At 41.1% G+C, this 17,420-nt stretch carries 17 protein-coding genes; 10 read left to right on the top strand and 7 right to left on the bottom strand.

All coding sequences use genetic code 11. The features are described 5' to 3' along the window. Nucleotides 1–94 precede the first annotated feature (94 nt). The 3 genes from ACNQO6_RS00140 (at nt 95) to putP (ending at nt 3,738) form a co-directional block, all read left to right on the top strand. On the top strand, nt 95–1,120 hold the full coding sequence (locus ACNQO6_RS00140; protein ID WP_440207747.1) for a helix-turn-helix domain-containing protein: 1,026 nt from the start codon (nt 95–97) through the stop codon (nt 1,118–1,120). Between the two features lie 87 nt (nt 1,121–1,207). Then, entirely contained in the window at nt 1,208–1,582 is a 375-nt protein-coding gene (gene gcvH, locus ACNQO6_RS00145; RefSeq protein WP_005285304.1) for a glycine cleavage system protein GcvH, read from the top strand. 659 nt (nt 1,583–2,241) lie between these two features. Then, nucleotides 2,242–3,738 carry a sodium/proline symporter PutP gene (gene putP, locus ACNQO6_RS00150; RefSeq protein WP_440207748.1) on the top strand — a complete coding sequence of 499 codons (1,497 nt, stop codon included), beginning with the start codon at nt 2,242–2,244 and terminating at the stop codon, nt 3,736–3,738. Nucleotides 3,739–3,781: 43 nt separating this feature from the next. Here the strand turns inward: putP and ACNQO6_RS00155 are convergent, their stop codons facing one another. Next, entirely contained in the window at nt 3,782–4,273 is a 492-nt protein-coding gene (locus ACNQO6_RS00155; protein WP_004771832.1) for an Lrp/AsnC ligand binding domain-containing protein, read from the bottom strand. Between the two features lie 120 nt (nt 4,274–4,393). On the opposite strand from ACNQO6_RS00155, the gene putA reads away from it, so the two are divergent. The 4 genes from putA (at nt 4,394) to ACNQO6_RS00175 (ending at nt 10,403) form a co-directional block, all read left to right on the top strand. Continuing rightward, the gene (gene putA, locus ACNQO6_RS00160) at nt 4,394–8,155 is read left to right on the top strand and encodes a trifunctional transcriptional regulator/proline dehydrogenase/L-glutamate gamma-semialdehyde dehydrogenase (protein WP_440207749.1); all 3,762 of its coding nucleotides are present in this window, start codon (nt 4,394–4,396) and stop codon (nt 8,153–8,155) included. A 119-nt stretch (nt 8,156–8,274) separates the two neighbouring features. Then, a complete protein-coding gene (locus ACNQO6_RS00165) occupies nt 8,275–8,757 on the top strand; it encodes a GrpB family protein (RefSeq protein WP_440207750.1) in 483 nt (160 codons plus the stop codon). A gap of 83 nt (nt 8,758–8,840) precedes the next feature. Further along, a complete protein-coding gene (trmA, locus tag ACNQO6_RS00170) occupies nt 8,841–9,926 on the top strand; it encodes a tRNA (uridine(54)-C5)-methyltransferase TrmA (protein WP_440207751.1) in 1,086 nt (361 codons plus the stop codon). 249 nt (nt 9,927–10,175) lie between these two features. Then, nucleotides 10,176–10,403, top strand: coding sequence for a hypothetical protein (locus tag ACNQO6_RS00175; RefSeq protein ID WP_004653128.1), 228 nt, complete (start codon nt 10,176–10,178; stop codon nt 10,401–10,403). A gap of 44 nt (nt 10,404–10,447) precedes the next feature. On the opposite strand, the gene ACNQO6_RS00180 is transcribed toward ACNQO6_RS00175, so the two are convergent. After that, complete coding sequence (locus tag ACNQO6_RS00180) at nt 10,448–11,185, bottom strand: phosphodiester glycosidase family protein (RefSeq protein ID WP_440207752.1); 738 nt, start codon at nt 11,183–11,185, stop codon at nt 10,448–10,450. 170 nt (nt 11,186–11,355) lie between these two features. Between ACNQO6_RS00180 and ACNQO6_RS00185 the strand changes: the two genes are divergently transcribed. The 3 genes from ACNQO6_RS00185 (at nt 11,356) to ACNQO6_RS00195 (ending at nt 13,555) form a co-directional block, all read left to right on the top strand. Then, nucleotides 11,356–11,889, top strand: coding sequence for a lecithin retinol acyltransferase family protein (locus tag ACNQO6_RS00185; RefSeq protein WP_005285285.1), 534 nt, complete (start codon nt 11,356–11,358; stop codon nt 11,887–11,889). Nucleotides 11,890–12,121: 232 nt separating this feature from the next. Then, entirely contained in the window at nt 12,122–12,379 is a 258-nt protein-coding gene (locus tag ACNQO6_RS00190) for a YjhX family toxin (RefSeq protein ID WP_005285282.1), read from the top strand. 108 nt (nt 12,380–12,487) lie between these two features. After that, nucleotides 12,488–13,555, top strand: coding sequence for a bifunctional HD family hydrolase/N-acetyltransferase (locus ACNQO6_RS00195; RefSeq protein ID WP_440208056.1), 1,068 nt, complete (start codon nt 12,488–12,490; stop codon nt 13,553–13,555). An 83-nt stretch (nt 13,556–13,638) separates the two neighbouring features. On the opposite strand, the gene ACNQO6_RS00200 is transcribed toward ACNQO6_RS00195, so the two are convergent. The 5 genes from ACNQO6_RS00200 to ACNQO6_RS00220 form a co-directional block, all read right to left on the bottom strand. Next, nucleotides 13,639–14,187, bottom strand: coding sequence for a hypothetical protein (locus ACNQO6_RS00200; protein WP_440207753.1), 549 nt, complete (start codon nt 14,185–14,187; stop codon nt 13,639–13,641). A gap of 60 nt (nt 14,188–14,247) precedes the next feature. After that, nucleotides 14,248–14,643, bottom strand: a complete 396-nt coding sequence (locus ACNQO6_RS00205) for a hypothetical protein (protein ID WP_005229953.1) — start codon at nt 14,641–14,643, stop codon at nt 14,248–14,250. 179 nt (nt 14,644–14,822) lie between these two features. Next, nucleotides 14,823–16,037, bottom strand: a complete 1,215-nt coding sequence (locus tag ACNQO6_RS00210) for a hypothetical protein (protein ID WP_440207754.1) — start codon at nt 16,035–16,037, stop codon at nt 14,823–14,825. Nucleotides 16,038–16,240: 203 nt separating this feature from the next. Beyond that, entirely contained in the window at nt 16,241–16,789 is a 549-nt protein-coding gene (locus ACNQO6_RS00215) for a hypothetical protein (protein WP_440207755.1), read from the bottom strand. Between the two features lie 162 nt (nt 16,790–16,951). Further along, nucleotides 16,952–17,356 (bottom strand): hypothetical protein, encoded by a 405-nt coding sequence (locus ACNQO6_RS00220; RefSeq protein WP_440207756.1) that lies wholly within the window; start codon nt 17,354–17,356, stop codon nt 16,952–16,954. Between the last annotated feature and the right edge of the window lie 64 nt (nt 17,357–17,420).

Genomic DNA, 17,420 nt, shown 5'->3' on the forward strand with positions numbered 1-17,420 from the left:
TTTTTATGATTGATTATTTTATTTCATGTAAAGATGTTTAAGACTTTAATGTTTAAAAGATATTGGCAAAATTGATGAGCGCCACGGAAAGCACATGAAAACAAGCACAACTCGTCAAGATCAAGGAATACCAGGCGTTTATGGCTTATTGCTATTAGACGTTGTTTCTCGCTGGGGATATAGCGATGAAACTTTATTTGCTCCGTTTCATTTAACGAGTGAACAACTGGCTGATCCAAACTATCGAATTCCAACACCGATCGCCAATGAATTGGTGAAGCATTCTTTGCGCCTGACGGGTGAAAGTACACTGGGTTTCCATCTCGGTACGCAAATGCGGATTTCCATTCATGGCTTTATCGGTTATGCGATTATGACAGCGCATGACATTACCGATGCCATTGCACTGGCCAGCCGCTTTATTCAATTACGTCTGCCTTTTTTACAGCTTTATTTTTCAACCTTCGGCCCTAAAGCCACTTTACAACTACAATGTGATATTGAGGTTGAGCCGTTACGTACTGAAATTATTCTGGGTTTAACCATTGGCATCATGACCATGGCCAAAGCACTCACAGGCATAGAAGATTTAAGCGGTGAAGTGGATCTGGATTTTCCAGAACCGGTGGGTTTTGAAAAATATAAAGATAAACTCAGCAGCAGCATTCGCTTTAACCAACCCCATTTGATCTCGAGCTTTGATAAAAAGTATCTGGGTCTGAAAATGGTTAACGCAGATCCGATTGCCAGCCAGATTGCCATTAACCAGTGTGAAACTGAACTGTCTGCTTTAGGTGAACGTCGTCGTTTAGCCATGCGTGTCCGCGATATTCTGACCAATTCGGAACAGCATTATTTAAGTATTGAGAGCGTGGCTGAACGCCTGCATATGTCCGACCGTACCTTGAAGCGTCAGTTGGCAGCAGAAGGCACTTCTTTTTCCACTTTAGTGGATGAAGTACGTTATCGTCATGCGACTTCTTTACTTTCCAGAACCGATTATAGTCTGGAACAGATTGCAGATGAGCTTGGCTATTCTGACGTGGCAAACTTCAGTCGTGCCTTTAAGCGCTGGAGTGGCCGTAGCCCAAGTAACTGGCGCAAAGATCCATACTTATAATAAGTTCAACGGCGAAAGCTTTTGTTTTTATTGAAAAGCATGTATAAACCAAATAAAAATGATACGACAGATTGTTAAGGAGTTGTCATGAATCATCCAGCAGAATTGAAATATGCACGTACGCATGAATGGGTAAGAATCGAGGGTGACCTCGTTGTGACTGGTATTACCGACCATGCACAAGATGAGTTGGGTGATTTGGTTTATGTGGAAACCCCAGCAGTGGGCAGTCATGTCACGGCAACTGAACAGGCCGGTATTGTCGAATCTGTAAAAACTGCCTCAGATATTCATGCACCTGTTTCAGGTACAGTCGTTGAAGTGAATAGTGATCTTGAAGATGATCCAGATTTTGTCAATGATGAACCGTATGGCAAAGGCTGGATTTACAAAATCAAACCGGACAATATGGCAGATGTAGAAAAACTACTTTCAAATAGTGAATACGAATCAGGTTTATAATCGAATAGATCTGAAGAAAAAAGCCCGGCAGATTTGACCGGGCTTTTTTTAAATGAATGCACGTGGTCGTACCTTGCAGCCCTCATACTTGTGTTTAAAAGCTGAATTTGACGACACAAATGCGATCAAGTCACAGCTTAATCCTTCAACCCTCTTTCCGGACAATTGACTGAATCATTTTTTCTTTTCTCACTAAGCCGTCATCTTGAAAATTCGATAAATAAATAATCAAAAATTTCTGCTACTTTTTATATCGGAAAGCGCTCAACATTGTATTTTTTTAATGTCAAATTTCTCTATAGCGCTACCTTTGTAACATCATGTGTCAATATTTTTGCCTAGTTTTTGACTACTTCAATTTAATCTACATCTGTACTTTTTATAAATTGTAACTTTTGAAAACATTGTGCGTAAATTTCAATCATCAACCCGATCATTTTTGCTGAAAAAAAACGCGCTTTTTTCAATAAAAAAATTAAGATTCATAGAGTTATTTTAAATTACATAAAATATACAAATAGAATACATAAACATAACAGTATTTTAAAAATCATTTGTGCTTGAATCTGTGACCTTATCAATCCCAAGAATAGTCATTCATTTTTTTAGCTATTCAGTTGTGATTGCAAATTATGGATATGTAAGGACAGGCATCCATTATGAATTTTTCGAATCCCACAGTTGTTGTATTCGTGGTGTATATCCTGGCCATGCTTGGCATCGGTTTATACGCCTATTTTTCTACTAAAAATCTTGATGATTATATTCTTGGAGGCCGAAGTTTAGGCAGTTTTGTAACCGCATTATCTGCGGGTGCATCAGACATGAGCGGCTGGTTACTCATGGGCCTACCTGGCGCTATTTACTTGACGGGTTTATCTGAATCGTGGATTGCGATCGGTTTGATTATCGGTGCATGGCTGAACTGGTATTTGGTGGCTGGACGTTTACGTGTCCATACCGAAGTACAAAACAATGCCCTCACCTTACCTGATTATTTTACTGGTCGTTTTGATGACCAGAAGAAAATCTTACGCGTCACATCTGCATTGATTATTCTGGTTTTCTTTGCGATTTATTGTGCTTCTGGCATGGTCGCTGGTGCACGTTTATTCGAAACATTGTTCCAATTACCGTATAGCACGGCATTGTGGCTCGGCGCATTTGCAACCATCGGTTATGTATGTATTGGTGGCTTCCTTGCAATCAGCTGGACCGACACCTTCCAGGCAGGCTTAATGATTTTTGCCTTATTGCTACTCCCGATCGTGACCTACATGTCTTTAGGTATCGGCATGGAAGAATTTACTGCCGTTGTAGAAAGTGTTCGCCCACATGCATTTGATTTTGCAACAAATCTAAGTGTTGTTGCGATTCTTTCTGCAGCTGCATGGGGCTTAGGCTATTTTGGTCAACCACACATTCTGGTTCGCTTCATGGCTGCTGATTCTGTAAAATCAATTCCAGCGGCTCGCCGTATTGGTATGACCTGGATGGTTTTATGCTTGGCGGGTGCAGTCGGTTCAGGCTTTATCGGTATTGCCTACTTCCAGATGCACCCTGAACTCGCGGCAGCAGTCACAGGCAACCCTGAAACCGTATTCATGGAACTCACTAAAATCCTGTTCAACCCTTGGGTTGTGGGTGTGATCCTTGCTGCGATTTTATCTGCAATTATGAGTACATTAAGCTGTCAGTTACTGGTGTGTTCAAGTGCTTTAACCGAAGATTTATACAAAGGCTTTATCCGTAAAAACGCATCTCAAAAAGAACTCGTTTGGGTAGGCCGCTCAATGGTAATCGCCGTTGCCATGCTAGCTCTTTTCCTCGCGCAAAATCCGGACAGCAAAGTACTAGGCTTGGTTGCCTATGCATGGGCAGGTTTCGGTGCAGCATTCGGTCCATTGATTATTCTTTCATTGTTCTGGAAGCGTATGACCTTGAACGGCGCATTGGCAGGTATGGTTGTGGGTGCGGTGACCGTTATCCTTTGGAAGAACTTCTTTGGTGCTACAGGCATCTACGAAATTATTCCGGGCTTCGTTTTCGCCTTGATCAGTATTGTGGTGGTGAGCTTACTCGGTAAAGCACCAAATGCTGCTGTAACCAGCCGTTTCGAACAAGCTGATGAAATCTATGCACGTGAAATGAAATAATTTTTCTGAAAAATTTAAGGGGCTTTCGAGCCCCTTTTTTTGTTTAAAATTTTGTCCGTGATTTAATTTTTATTTTCGAGCTGTCTTTCACCACCTGCATCACCGGATAACTACGGGTTTCCTTCACCCCTGGCAGCTGCCATAAAATCTGTCCTGCAATACGACGGAATTCCTCCATCCCCGCACTACGCAATTTAATCAGAAAATCAAAACCGCCACTGACCATATGACATTCCACGATTTCAGGATACTGCGTGACTGCGTCAATAAAATCATCCAGTACATGCGGTGTGGTCTTATCCAGCAGCACTTCCACAAAGACCAGAAAATTGGCATTAAGCTTATTCGGATTCAGTTTTGCCTCATAACCCAAGATAAACTCATCCTTCGTCAATTTCTGCACGCGCGCCATCACCGCAGTCGGTGACAGGTTCACGAGTTCTGCCAATTTACTATTGGAAATTCTTCCATCTGCTTGAAGAATATCCAGAATTTTCAGATCCGTTCGATCTAATGTATAAATAGGGCCATTCAACTGAATTTTCCTCTAAAAAATAAGTAAATTATAGTGAGTTACTCGGGATTTATTCTGTAATCATAAATTATCTAAACCTCTCTGCTCAATATGTTTTAGAGATTGTTATTGGAATTTAGCATGAATACATTGGATACTCCCGCACAAATGGACACAGCTCACGCAGACGGTTATATCACCGAATTTAAAGAAAAAAGTGAGTTTGAGCAACGCATCAATACGGCATGGCGCCGCGCAGAGCCTGAAGCAGTCGCTGTACTTGCTGAAGCAGCCAACATTTCCCCTGAACTTGACCATAAAATTTATGAGCTCGCATTTAGCTTAGCGCACAATTTGCGTGAGCGTAAAAGTTCAGCGGGTAAAGCTGGTATCGTTCAAGGTTTACTTCAAGAATTTTCACTTTCTTCACAAGAAGGTGTGGCACTGATGTGTTTGGCAGAAGCTTTGCTTCGTATTCCAGATACTGCAACACGTGATTTATTGATCCGTGACAAAATCAACCAAGGCAACTGGAAAGAACACGTTGGTCAAAGTAACCTGATGTTCGTCAATGCCGCTGCCTGGGGATTAATGTTAACTGGTAAGTTGATGGAAACACCAAAGCAAACCAGTTTATCAAGTGTCTTAACTGGCCTCTTGGCACGTAGTGGTCGCGGTATCATCCGTAAAGCCGTTGACGTTGCCATGCGCATGATGGGCGAACAATTCGTCACCGGCGAAACCATTGCTGAAGCACTTGAACACGCGAAACCATTTGAGCACAAGGGTTTCCGTTACTCATACGACATGCTGGGCGAAGCTGCATTAACTGAACATGATGCTGAGCGTTACTACAACGACTACACCCAAGCCATTCATGCCATTGGTAAAGCATCGAATGGTCGTGGTGTTTATGATGGTCCAGGTATTTCTATCAAGCTTTCTGCTTTGCACCCGCGTTATCAACGTGCGCAAATTGACCGTGTTCATCATGAACTTTATAAAAAAGTTTTTGAACTCGCGTGCTTGGCAAAACAATACGATATCGGTTTAAACATCGATGCCGAGGAATCTGAACGTTTAGAAATCTCGCTCGAATTGCTTGAACGCTTATGTTTCGAACCAAAACTTGCCAACTGGAAAGGTATTGGTTTCGTTATTCAAGCCTACCAAAAACGCTGTTTCTATGTGGTCGATTACATTGTTGATCTTGCAAAACGCAGTAACAAACGCCTGATGATCCGTTTGGTTAAAGGTGCGTATTGGGACAGCGAAATCAAGAAAGCGCAAATCGATGGTATGACCGACTACCCTGTGTTTACCCGTAAAGTTCACACTGACTTGTCTTACATTGCGTGTGCGAAAAAATTACTTGCTGCACCAGATCAAGTGTATCCGCAATTTGCGACGCACAATGCACAATCACTTGCAACGATTTACAACTTGGCTGATCCAAGCAAGTATTACCCTGGCCAATACGAGTTCCAATGCTTACACGGTATGGGTGAGCCATTGTACGAGCAAGTGGTTGGCTCTAAAGAAGACAATAAGCTTGGTGTGCCATGTCGTGTTTACGCACCTGTAGGTAATCATGAAACTTTATTGGCTTACTTGGTCCGTCGTTTACTTGAAAATGGTGCCAACACCTCATTCGTTAACCGTATTGCGGATAAAACTTTAAAAGTTGAAGATTTAATTCAATCTCCAATCAAAGATATTCAAACTTCAGCGAAAGATGAAGGTCAGCTTGGCTTAAAACACCCAGCGATTCCGCTTCCGCATGATCTTTATCCATTACGTCCAAACTCAAATGGCTTTGATCTCAATAACGATCAACCGTTAGCAGACTTGGATGCGACCGCACAGAAGTTACGTAACCAGATTTGGAAAAGTGCCCCTTTACTCGGTTTTGAATCAGCAGTCCATGACGAAAGTAATGCGCTTGCAATTACAAACCCTGCACAAAACAGTGAAGTTGTCGGTTATGTCAATGAAGCAACCAGCGCTGATGTACAATTGGCCTTAGAAGCTGCGGTGCAAGCGGAACAAAGCTGGGCAGCAACTAATAAAGTTGAGCGTGCTGCTTGCTTAAAACGTGCTGCTGACTTGATGGAAGCCCGTATTCAAGAGTTGATGGTTTTACTGTGTCGCGAAAGTGGTAAAACCTATGCCAATGCGATTGCAGAAGTTCGTGAAGCCGTCGATTTCCTACGTTACTACGCAACTCAAATTGAAAACCTGCCTGCAAATGCACAAGTGAAGCCATTAGGTACCGTATTGTGTATCAGCCCATGGAACTTCCCTCTTGCAATTTTCTCGGGTCAGATTGCAGCTGCATTGGTGAGCGGTAACTGTGTTATTGCCAAACCGGCTGAACAAACACCACTTATTGCGGCACAAGCGGTGCAAATGCTTTGGGAAGCTGGCGTGCCACACGGCGTTGTTCAACTTCTACCTGGCCGTGGTGAAACAGTCGGTGCGCAATTGAGCCAAGATGACCGCATCCAAGGCATCATGTTCACAGGTTCGACTGAAGTTGCAAAAATCTTGCAAAAGACGGTGGCAAAACGTTTATCTCCAAATGGCCAACCTATTCCGTTAATTGCGGAAACCGGTGGTCAAAATGCGATGATCGTAGACTCTTCTGCGCTGACTGAACAAGTGGTTCTCGATGTTGTCAGTTCTGCATTTGACAGTGCGGGTCAACGTTGTTCTGCACTTCGTATCTTATGTGTACAGGAAGACAGTGCTGCAACCGTCATCAAAATGTTGAAAGGTGCAATGCAACAGTTGATCGTCGGCAACCCTGCGATCTTAAAAACTGACATTGGTCCGGTGATCGATACTGAAGCGAAACAAACCATCGATACGCACATTCAAAAGATGAAATCTAAGGGTTACCCTGTTCATCAATTGATGTTCAACGATGCTGCCAGCCAACAGGCACTTGCACAAGGTACCTTTGTTCCGCCAACAGCAATTGAATTACCAAACCTTGATGATCTTGAGCGCGAAGTATTTGGTCCGGTATTGCATATCATTACGTATAAGTACGGTGAGCTTGAGCAGTTGATCGATCGTATCAATGCCAAAGGTTACGGTTTGACCATGGGTCTACATACCCGTATCGATGAAACCATTAATACGGTGATTCAACGTGCTGAAGTGGGTAACTTATATATCAACCGTAATATCGTCGGTGCAGTGGTAGGCGTACAACCGTTTGGTGGTGAAGGCTTGTCTGGTACTGGTCCGAAAGCGGGTGGTCCACTTTATATGTACCGATTGATGGAACATTGTTCAGAGAAAGTATTGGCGACCCCATTTGCGGTAAAAGCTGAAATCTCTCAGTTTGATGCCGTATCCAATGTGGCTTACCAAAGCTTGATGGCTTGGGCGAAACAGCACATGGCTCAAGCAGTACCGACAATTCCAGCGTTTGGCGTAGGTAAATTCTACGAGTTGCAAGGTCCGACTGGCGAAAGTAACCAGTACATTATCCTGCCACGTCATCGCGTACTTTCGATTGCCAATGATGATGCTAGCCAGCTTCAACAATTGCTTGCGATTTTCGCAGTGAGCAGTACAGCGGCTGTGTTGAAAGACAATGCATTCTTGGTAAAACACAAAGCGTCTTTACCAAAAGATGTCTTAGATGCCATCACCGTCATCTCAAGTGTTGAAAAAGATGCCTTTGATGCCGTGCTTCATCATGGTTCTGTTGAACAGTTGCAAGATTTGCAAATTAAAGTTGCTGCCCGTTCAGGTGCGATTGTTGGCATTACCCAGCTGCAAGCCAATGAGCAGATTCCGTTAGAACGTCTTGTGATTGAACGTGCCATCAGCGTGAATACAGCAGCAGCTGGCGGTAACGCAAGCTTGATGACTTTATCTGAAGACTAATATTCGCCTTTCCGAGAGATATTAAGTCTCTCACTGACCCGAATCATGTTTACATGGTTCGGGTTTTTTATTATGTTTTAGTTGATCTTTATTGCAATTATAAGAATGAGAACCTAGAGATGCAGTTTTTCCCCGCTATTGAATATCAGCCTCACTGTGCCCAGCTTTTTGAAGATTATAAAAACAAGATCAAGCAGCTTATCCCTTTTGCCATTGTTGAACATATTGGCTCATCCGCAATCCCCCATGCAATTTCAAAGGGTGATCTGGATATTTATATTGAAGTCCCCGCTCAACAGTTTTTAGATGCCATTAAAGATTTACAACAACTTGATTTTAAAGAAAAGCCTGATACATTACGTACCCATGAGCTATGTATGCTGCAGTCACAAGCGCATGATGTCGCCTTGCAAATCGTTGTGACGGGCTCGGAATTTCAAAATTTTCTTACTTTTCGGGATCAACTACGACGTCACCCAGAGCTGGTTCAGCAATACAACCAACTCAAACAAAGTTGTTCAGGTACTTCACCAGAGCAGTATCGTCAGATTAAAGCAATATTTATACAGAATGTACTGAATCCCCATCCAGCTTACAAATAAGCAAATTTGATAATTTCCCTGCACCTTGTAGCACTTTTTTTGATACCATTCCTGTTTAGATTTCACCTATAGTTTTCTTGTTTATGACCATCTCTTACCAGCAGCAACTTCAAGAGAAAGTTGAACGAATCACCGCACAATTTGCCCCGTTCAATCCACCAGCTTTAGAAGTGTTTCAATCACCTGAACAACATTTCCGTATGCGTGCCGAATTCCGTCTCTGGCATACCGAAGATGATCTGTTCTATGCCATGTTTGAGCGTGCTGAAGATGGAAAGCAAAAAGAAGTTGTTCGTGTGGATGAATTTCCGATTGCAGATCAAAGCATTAATGATTTAATGCCACGTCTGTTAGAAGAATTAAAAGCAGTCCCGATTCTATCGCAACGTATTTTTGAAGCGGATTTCCTTGCAACATTAAGCGGAGAAATGCTGGTTACGCTGATTTATCACCGTAAACTGGACGCAGAATGGGAAACTGCAGCAAAAGCGTTAGCTGAAAAACTGAATATCAAGATCATGGGCCGTAGCCGTGGACAAAAATTGATTATTGGCGATGACTATGTGGTTGAGCAGCTCAATGTTCATGGTCGTACTTTTAAATACAAACAAATTGAAAGCAGTTTTACCCAGCCAAATGCGCAAGTGTGCCAGCATATGCTGGAATGGGCATGTGATGCTGCACAAGGATCTCAACAAGATCTTTTAGAATTGTATTGTGGTAATGGTAACTTTACCCTACCGTTGTCTTTAAAATTCAATCGTGTCCTTGCCACTGAGCTGGCAAAATCTTCGGTTTATGCGGCGCAATGGAACATTGAGCAAAACCAGATTGAAAATATTCAGGTGGCGCGTTTATCTGCGGAAGAATTTACCCAAGCCTATCAGGGCGAACGTGAGTTTAGACGCCTGCAAGAAGCTGAAATTGATATTCAAAGCTATGACTTCGACACAGTTTTCGTCGATCCGCCACGTGCAGGCATTGATGATGAAACGCTGAAACTGCTACAGGGATTCAAGCGTATTCTCTATATCTCATGTAATCCGGACACCCTGCATGACAACCTCAACACACTGACTCAAACCCATCGCATTGTGAAGTTCGCTATGTTCGATCAGTTCCCTTTTACCCATCATGTTGAGTCGGGTGTTTTACTTGAGAAGATTTAAACAAATTATTTCAACGTAACAATAAATTATAAAGGGTTTCAATAACCCTTTATTTTTGCTCAAAGTAAATTTTTAAAAAAGTGATGTTTTTCAAAGGTCAAGTCATGATGCCGTCATAATTTCGTTTGAGATGAGAAAAATCATCGAAAAAATTGAAGTTCAACTGCTGCTTTTATCACTTAAGCTGACTTGTATTTTATTTTAAAGTGGCTATATTTCGAGCTATGTTAGGTTGTTAATGAAGGCTCTATGAGTTTTTGGCAAAAATTGTTCAATGCAGACGAACAATATAACGAACACAAGAATCAGACTTCTTGCGTTGAAAACGATTGTTCTTGCAAAACCAATGAACAGCTACTCGATGCTTTAGTCAAAGCAACAGATGAGGATGTCATTAAAGGCATTAAGAAAGTACTGATTTCTCGGGGTTATAGCCGCAAAGAATTACTTGCGATGATCAAACCACCGATTCAATAAAAATAAGCCCCTCATCTCCTTAAAATCAGGAGATGAGGGTGTCATCAAGATTTACACATTTCCCGATTCACGTCTGCCACCATCGGTCCCAGATTAAATCGCTTATCATGGCGTTTGTTTTGTATTGAATACATACTTGAAATCGATCCATCCAGATATAACGCATGATCTATTTTCAACTGTTGCTTAAAAAACTGTGCAAACTGGTAAAAACTCACCCGTTGTTGTGAAATCACAAAATACAGCTCATTATTTTTTATGCCCACCCCATTTCTGATTTTAAGTGAAGTTGAGTCCGGTAAAAATTGATCATTGATTTTACCCTGATAGACCAGCATCGGCCCTGACTGAGTTGCAAACTGTGCCCGAAAACCTGAATGTACATAATCGGCCGTGGTTTTAATAACGGCACGGCGATCATTCCACGCCACGACTCCATTCGGTTGCATAAAGAAATTACCAAAGCCCTTCGCCTGATTTAGCGGATGCAGTACTTTACCCTGTTCGACATATAAACCAACGGGCTGAAAATCAGCATGATACATTCCTGCATTCATGGCAAAATTGAGTTGGGCACAGGCCGGTAACGCGCTTTGTAAAGCTGCAAACTTTTGGTAGTAGCGATTGCTTTGGGGGCTTTTTAAAAATAATTCCAGGTAATCCAGATGTTCAATTTTGATGACATCATAATTAGATTGATTGAATTGAATGGTTTGCTGCTGCATCGCCTGTGCGGTAGGAACAGCTAAAAATATAAAGGAGAACAGTAACCAATTTTTCATCAGGGTAGATATATAAGACCAGATTTGGCTATTTTCTCACACCAGCAATTCATGCTGAATGACGGATACAAACTCCACACATAATCACGGGATTGAGTGTATAAATAAGCTCGATTGATTCACATTTTTTCACTAAAATAAGCGTGTAAATACAATAACCTTGTATCAACATGCAGCAAAGACATCCGCGCTTTCCAATTGGCGCCCATCTGATCGTAAAACACTTTGGTTATAGTCACCACGGCATTTATGCAGGACGTGGCCGAGTCATTCATTATTCCGGTTTTGCCCATATCTTTAAAAAGCATCCGATTGAAATGACCTCTATCCAGCGTTTTGCGCGAGGAAAGCCTATTTATATCAGGGACTATCACTCCCCGCGCTACAAAGCCAGAACCGTAGTACGGCGTATGCGCTCACGCATGCATGAAAATCACTATCATCTCATCATTAACAACTGCGAACACTTATGTACCTGGGCCATTACCGGTGTTGAATCCAGTACTCAGGTCGAACGCATGCAACGCCGTTTAGCCACGATCGGTTATGTCAGCTCGGTTATGAGTTATATGAATGGGTTGATGCTCACTGTAGCAACTGCATGCTTTGCAATCGTGTTATACATTAAAATACTGCTGCGCCATCAAGCTAAAAAATCGGTTCCGGCGTACTTACAACTCAAAGAAAAGCGCCCGAAAAGATGAGCTTTGTCTGCACTTCAAATAGTGTTTTTCACACAATTATTGCTTTTTAATTTATCTTGCTTTAGTATTTCTAGCGATACACATCGTATCGCATCCATATCGAGGGTTTTATGTTGGAGATAGCAGTAATCTGGTAACTAAATTTCAATAGTACATTGAAATTGGTTATCTGCGCGATTTTTTGGGCGTTAGGCCTAATTTTGCCTCTGATTATTTCTATCTGGATAACAACATGAACTTATCTAAGTCCGAACAACGGACACTGCACGTCTTAGCAAAAGGCGGAAAAATCGTAAAACTTCGTAATGACTCAGGTCAAATCATCGCTGTAGAGTGCTATAGCCGAGAAGGTTTCTTGCTGTCCGATTGCGACCTTGCCGTTTTTAACAAGCTAAGAAAGAAAAAACTGATTAAATCCATTAATGGACAGCCCTATCAAATTAATTTACATGGGCTTAGATCAGTACGCCCACAGTTAGACAATCGTTAACACAACCATAGGTTTGGATAAATCCTTGGTTGTACTTAGATGATGTCTATCAATCTAATCTTAGATCGGGTTTGTCCAAATTACATATGGTTTATTTTGAGAAAGAAAATGGAACTAGACGTAATTCAAAACCGCTTAGCTTTTTTACGAGAAGCGGAAAAACTAAAAAATGTGCTGCGATTTTCACATACTTCCAATGGTCGTCAAGAAAGTACTGCTGAACATAGTTGGCGTTTATGCTTAATGGCGATGATTTTTGCAGATCAATTCGAAGACATTAATCTCGAGAAAATACTAAAAATGTGCCTGATTCATGACTTAGGTGAAGCTCTTCATGGTGATATTCCAGCCATTATCAAAGATCAATTTCCAGCGAAGAATCAGCAGGAAAAACAGGATCTTGATCAATTAACCGAATGTTTAGATGATCAACCTCAAATGTTGATTCGATCACTTTGGCAAGAATATGAAGATGCAGAAACAACTGAAGCCAGATTGGTTAAAGCGCTGGATAAGTTAGAGACCATTCTGCAACATAATCAAGGTATTAACCCTGTTAATTTCGATTATGCATTTAATCTTAGTTATGGTGAAAAATACACTCATGCCAACCCCACTCTCAATCAGATTCGGGCCATCCTAAATCAGGAAACACAAGAGAAAATAAAGATGAATATACAGATTCGTGATGAAAAACTATCCGATATTCAAGCTATTTTTGATTTAACGCAAGCGGCTTTCACCGATACAGAGCATTCGAGTCATACAGAGCAATTTATTGTAAATGCTTTACGTAATTCAGGCCAATTGAGTTTATCTTTGGTTGCGATCAGTAATAATAAACTAATTGGACATATTGCATTTTCCCCTGTGAAAATCTCAGATGGCACTAAAGGCTGGTATGGCTTAGGGCCAATTTCAGTTTTACCTGAATATCAGGGTCAAGGCGTTGGCGCAAAACTGATGCATGCAGGCCTTGAAGCTCTCAAGGATTTAGATGCTGTTGGCTGTGTTCTACTCGGCGATCCTGACTATTACGGTAAATTTGATTTTAAAGCAGATGCAAGACTTGTATTACAAGATGTGCCAGCAGCGTATTTCCAAATTTTGCCATTTACTGACCATATTCCATCAGGTAACGTGGTTTATGCAGAAGCATTTAATGCGACTGCATAGTCTTAAGCGCTCAGCTTCAAGTTAAAGCTGAGCGCTTATATTTGTGATTATAGAATTCCAAAGCAAATAAATTGAATACTTACTTAATGACAAACAACTTCTTCAGAAGCTTCTAAAGCCTTTTCAAAGATTTCAGCATAGCTCGCGACCAGTTCAGCTTTATCTGTTCCATTAACAATATAGCGTGCACCCACATAATTCTTTTTATGCTGATTGATGTAATCAGAAAGTCTTTTACCTGTGAACATGCCTTTTTTCATACCGATAATCATGACACGTGCCGCGATGTCAGCTTGTAAAGCAAGTTTTGGATTTTTGACTAAATCAATTTTTAAGTAATCGCCCATTCGCTTATAGTTTGCCAACCATGTCAGTTGCACGTAGCCATAGCCGATATAGGGATAATATTGCTTAGACTTTAGATATTTTTCTGAACCATACTCAATCACTGGCTGCATGGTTTTCGCTGTTTCATGCCAGGCCGTTGCCAAAATATAGGCCACCTGTGCCAGACTCAACTCCTGATGTTCTTCTAAAACGGAAACAAGAAAATTAATTCCATCCACTTGAGACTGAGTGAGTTTTCCAAATGTGCGGCGCAAAATATCAAAACCGTCTTGTGTAATTGTCATGTTCTTTTCCTCTTTATAATAAAAAACCGCCCGAAGGCGGCAATGAATTGAAGTTATTATTTAAAATTTGTCTTTAAAGTCTTTTACTTCTCTTGCAACATCTAGAATCGTTGAATCCTCTCTTGCATTGATGTAGTTAAAAGTCCAGCGAATAAGTGCCCACACAGGTAAGCCGCAAAGGAAATACAAGCCACCGAGGGCAAATGCGCCAAACATATTCTTACTCCAGTCTTGCAAATCAAAATGCTGAATCACAAAACCACCACCCGCAATGCTTCCGACCGAAGTAGAAATTAATGAAACCACCCACTCACGCCTAGATTTTGGCAACCGTGTCATCACAACAACAATCCAGGCCAAAAGCATGAAGGTGAGTGCCATCAAGATAATAAAAAACACACCATAAGATTTTATTGCGGCTGCAATGTCTGCACCCGCTGAAACGAGGTCTACCATTTTCCTCCTCCAAAAAGAAAAGCCCTGAGGGATACAGGGCATCATTTAAATAAGATAATTTTATAAAGCAGCCGACTTATTCTTATTGAAGCCATTACTCTTGTTATTAATGCCCTATCACATCAAATGTTTCATCTATAAAAAAACCTCCCTTGTGGGAGGCCGACTCATTTTAAAAATCACAGTGGATAAAGCGGTAAACGCTGCGCATGATAAAAAGGTAAATAATGACCTGTTCTCATTCGCTTAGGCGAAACCTTGTATTTATGCACTGAGTCATAATTTTTTGCCTTATTTATATTTACAACATACATCTCTTCTCCAACTGCTGCATAGGCCTCTCTTAAATCAAAATCCAGTTGAGTCAGCCCATCCAATGCAATAACTTGATAAAATTCTGGTAATTCTAATCCATGACTTGAAACCCAGCTCCCCACCATTTTTCCATCAATATAGACATTCATTGAATACTTGCCTGTGATTTCAAAAGTAACAACTGGATTTAAAGAAGGCTCATCTTGCGTAAAAGTGACATTATCCATACTGCCATAATCCCCTAATATCACCGTGAACTTCTCATCTACAAACAAAGTGTAAATGACAAATCCCTGTTTCACCTGATCAGCAATCAGCTTTTTTTCTGGGGGATACGCAAGTCCAGCAATCATAAAAGCATGATGAGATGCATTTGAGTTGCTCAACGAAAATTTACCCTGACATACCTGAAAATAGGCAGACAAGAAGGGTGTATTGGTCAGTTGATTGGCCCATCCAAACTGGATAAAGACATTGGACAGATCATAAGGCAGTTCAGTTGCCTCTAGTTGCACATATTCGAAATCCATATCTAATTGATAGGCCTGCGCGTGGACAGTTTTATCATTAATTTTTAACAACTGTATAGCATTTGCTGTTACCCGAATCACCAGATTCTCGATTTTATTAAAGTCATTTAAGGTGATCGGCAACGATGTACTACTGAACATCACAACTCGTTTAGCTTCGATACTAAGCGTGACATGATCATGATCATTCTTAAAAAGAATCAGGGTTTCAGCCTGCTCACCAATCATAATTTTATAGTCACGATCTGCATGTAGCGGCTCGATCATTCCTTGCATGTTTGCAGGACGGAATGCAGTAATATCCGGTATAAATTTGGCTTCCGTCACAGCAAGCATATTGCGCGACTGGATGAGCTGATAATCATCATAAGCAAGGACGGGTTCCTGCATATCTTCAACAACTTTTAAGGCACCTAGATATGGATTAGATTCCATTAAGGTCACATCAGTCGCATCTGGTGTGATTTGCATACAAGACGGGACAACATCTGCAGGAGAAAAATGTACTAATTCTTCATCAAAATAGGTAATCTTATTTGTACTCTTCATTTTCAAACACCTCGAATTCTTTATAAATTTCAAACCACTTTCAGGTTTCAGATATAAAAAAACTCGGCCTCCATAACGGAACCGAGTTTTCTTTAGGCAACAAAAAAGCCCATCTATGATGAGCTTTCAAGTTTTGTCATATTTAATCTTTAATACGACCAGTATAGTAAAACTATAGCGCGCTTTCCGAAATAATGGAATCCTTAGTTATGCATATTTTTGTAAGTGTTTTTACGATATTGCTCAATCACGATTTCTGCTTCTTCAATAGCCGACTCTAATGCTTTAACCATCAGATTTTCATAAGCTTTCCAGGTTTTTCGATAGCTCTCTACATTGATCTGATGGCGATGAATTCCAGCATAAGCCAACCGCCCTTTCGCCGTGTAATTTTCTTCTAGCTCGGGATCTAACACGAAATCTAACACCATACGTGATACCAGCCAGGCCAAGTGATACATGGCAATGCGTTCTGGTTCACGCTTCTTATCCCGTACAGCCTGTTCAATAAAAATATCTGCCAAATATTGACGAACATAGTCATAATCAGTGGCGGTTTTATTTTCAAACACAATCAATGCGGTCACGGATTTTGCCAACTGTGTATCCATCGCAGCGATTGCACCCAACCGATCCTGATAGTTTAAATGCTCACCTGTAGCACGCACATAGGGATCAAATCCTGAAGAACGTACAGTTAAACCGTGTGTTAACCACTCAAATTTTTCAAACTTAGTCACCATTGCATTCATCTTTTCACCTCATCTCATTATTTATTTTTCTGGCTTGATCTATGTTGCCCATAAAGTAATAGATCTTCTGCCAATTTAAATCATCATTTTCATGCTTGCTTTAGCATCCAATGACTTTATTTACTGCATAACGCAGCCCGACTTAACTTTTGAATCTGTGCTTTAATGATATTTTTCTGCTTGCTCCACACGTTGCATCGCGTTCCTGATTTCTTCAAAGCGAGCCTTGCTACATGGTCGGGTAAAGCTCTTGATTTGAGAAATATAGCTATGCGCACAGCCAAGTACTTCAACCAAAGCCTTGGCTCGTCCCTTCTGTGCATTGAGCCAGCAGCTTAGCGTGGTAATTTGTTGTTCCGTCGCCTGATTTTCCAGACGCTTTTGTTTTTTTAATTGTTTCTGCTCATCTTCCAGTCGCATCGCTTTTAGTTTTTTGCTGTATTCCACTCTTCGCGCTTGAAATTTACTTTGAATCATCGTGATTGCATTGCCTTTTGCCAACCAGGCTTCAATTTCAGCATTTAAGTTTTGTTTGATATGCATGTTTGGATTTATTGCTTTGCCCATACGCCACCTCTCACATTGAAATTTAAGTAACACGACCATAATATTAGTAAACTAATATTAAATC

It is taken from the genome of Acinetobacter calcoaceticus, assembly GCF_051947995.1.
Taxonomy (GTDB): domain Bacteria; phylum Pseudomonadota; class Gammaproteobacteria; order Pseudomonadales; family Moraxellaceae; genus Acinetobacter.

Bases quoted from the DNA above. Each gene is read 5' to 3' on its own strand.
- ACNQO6_RS00165 (WP_440207750.1), top strand. From the start codon at position 8,275: ATGCAGTTTTTCCCCGCTATTGAATATCAGCCTCACTGTGCCCAGCTT.
- ACNQO6_RS00220 (WP_440207756.1), bottom strand. From the start codon at position 17,356: ATGGGCAAAGCAATAAATCCAAACATGCATATCAAACAAAACTTAAAT.
- ACNQO6_RS00210 (WP_440207754.1), bottom strand. From the start codon at position 16,037: ATGAAGAGTACAAATAAGATTACCTATTTTGATGAAGAATTAGTACAT.
- trmA (WP_440207751.1), top strand. From the start codon at position 8,841: ATGACCATCTCTTACCAGCAGCAACTTCAAGAGAAAGTTGAACGAATC.
- ACNQO6_RS00195 (WP_440208056.1), top strand. From the start codon at position 12,488: ATGGAACTAGACGTAATTCAAAACCGCTTAGCTTTTTTACGAGAAGCG.
- ACNQO6_RS00140 (WP_440207747.1), top strand. From the start codon at position 95: ATGAAAACAAGCACAACTCGTCAAGATCAAGGAATACCAGGCGTTTAT.
- ACNQO6_RS00175 (WP_004653128.1), top strand. From the start codon at position 10,176: ATGAGTTTTTGGCAAAAATTGTTCAATGCAGACGAACAATATAACGAA.
- putA (WP_440207749.1), top strand. From the start codon at position 4,394: ATGAATACATTGGATACTCCCGCACAAATGGACACAGCTCACGCAGAC.
- ACNQO6_RS00190 (WP_005285282.1), top strand. From the start codon at position 12,122: ATGAACTTATCTAAGTCCGAACAACGGACACTGCACGTCTTAGCAAAA.
- ACNQO6_RS00205 (WP_005229953.1), bottom strand. From the start codon at position 14,643: ATGGTAGACCTCGTTTCAGCGGGTGCAGACATTGCAGCCGCAATAAAA.
- putP (WP_440207748.1), top strand. From the start codon at position 2,242: ATGAATTTTTCGAATCCCACAGTTGTTGTATTCGTGGTGTATATCCTG.
- ACNQO6_RS00185 (WP_005285285.1), top strand. From the start codon at position 11,356: ATGCAGCAAAGACATCCGCGCTTTCCAATTGGCGCCCATCTGATCGTA.
- gcvH (WP_005285304.1), top strand. From the start codon at position 1,208: ATGAATCATCCAGCAGAATTGAAATATGCACGTACGCATGAATGGGTA.
- ACNQO6_RS00180 (WP_440207752.1), bottom strand. From the start codon at position 11,185: ATGAAAAATTGGTTACTGTTCTCCTTTATATTTTTAGCTGTTCCTACC.
- ACNQO6_RS00215 (WP_440207755.1), bottom strand. From the start codon at position 16,789: ATGAATGCAATGGTGACTAAGTTTGAAAAATTTGAGTGGTTAACACAC.
- ACNQO6_RS00200 (WP_440207753.1), bottom strand. From the start codon at position 14,187: ATGACAATTACACAAGACGGTTTTGATATTTTGCGCCGCACATTTGGA.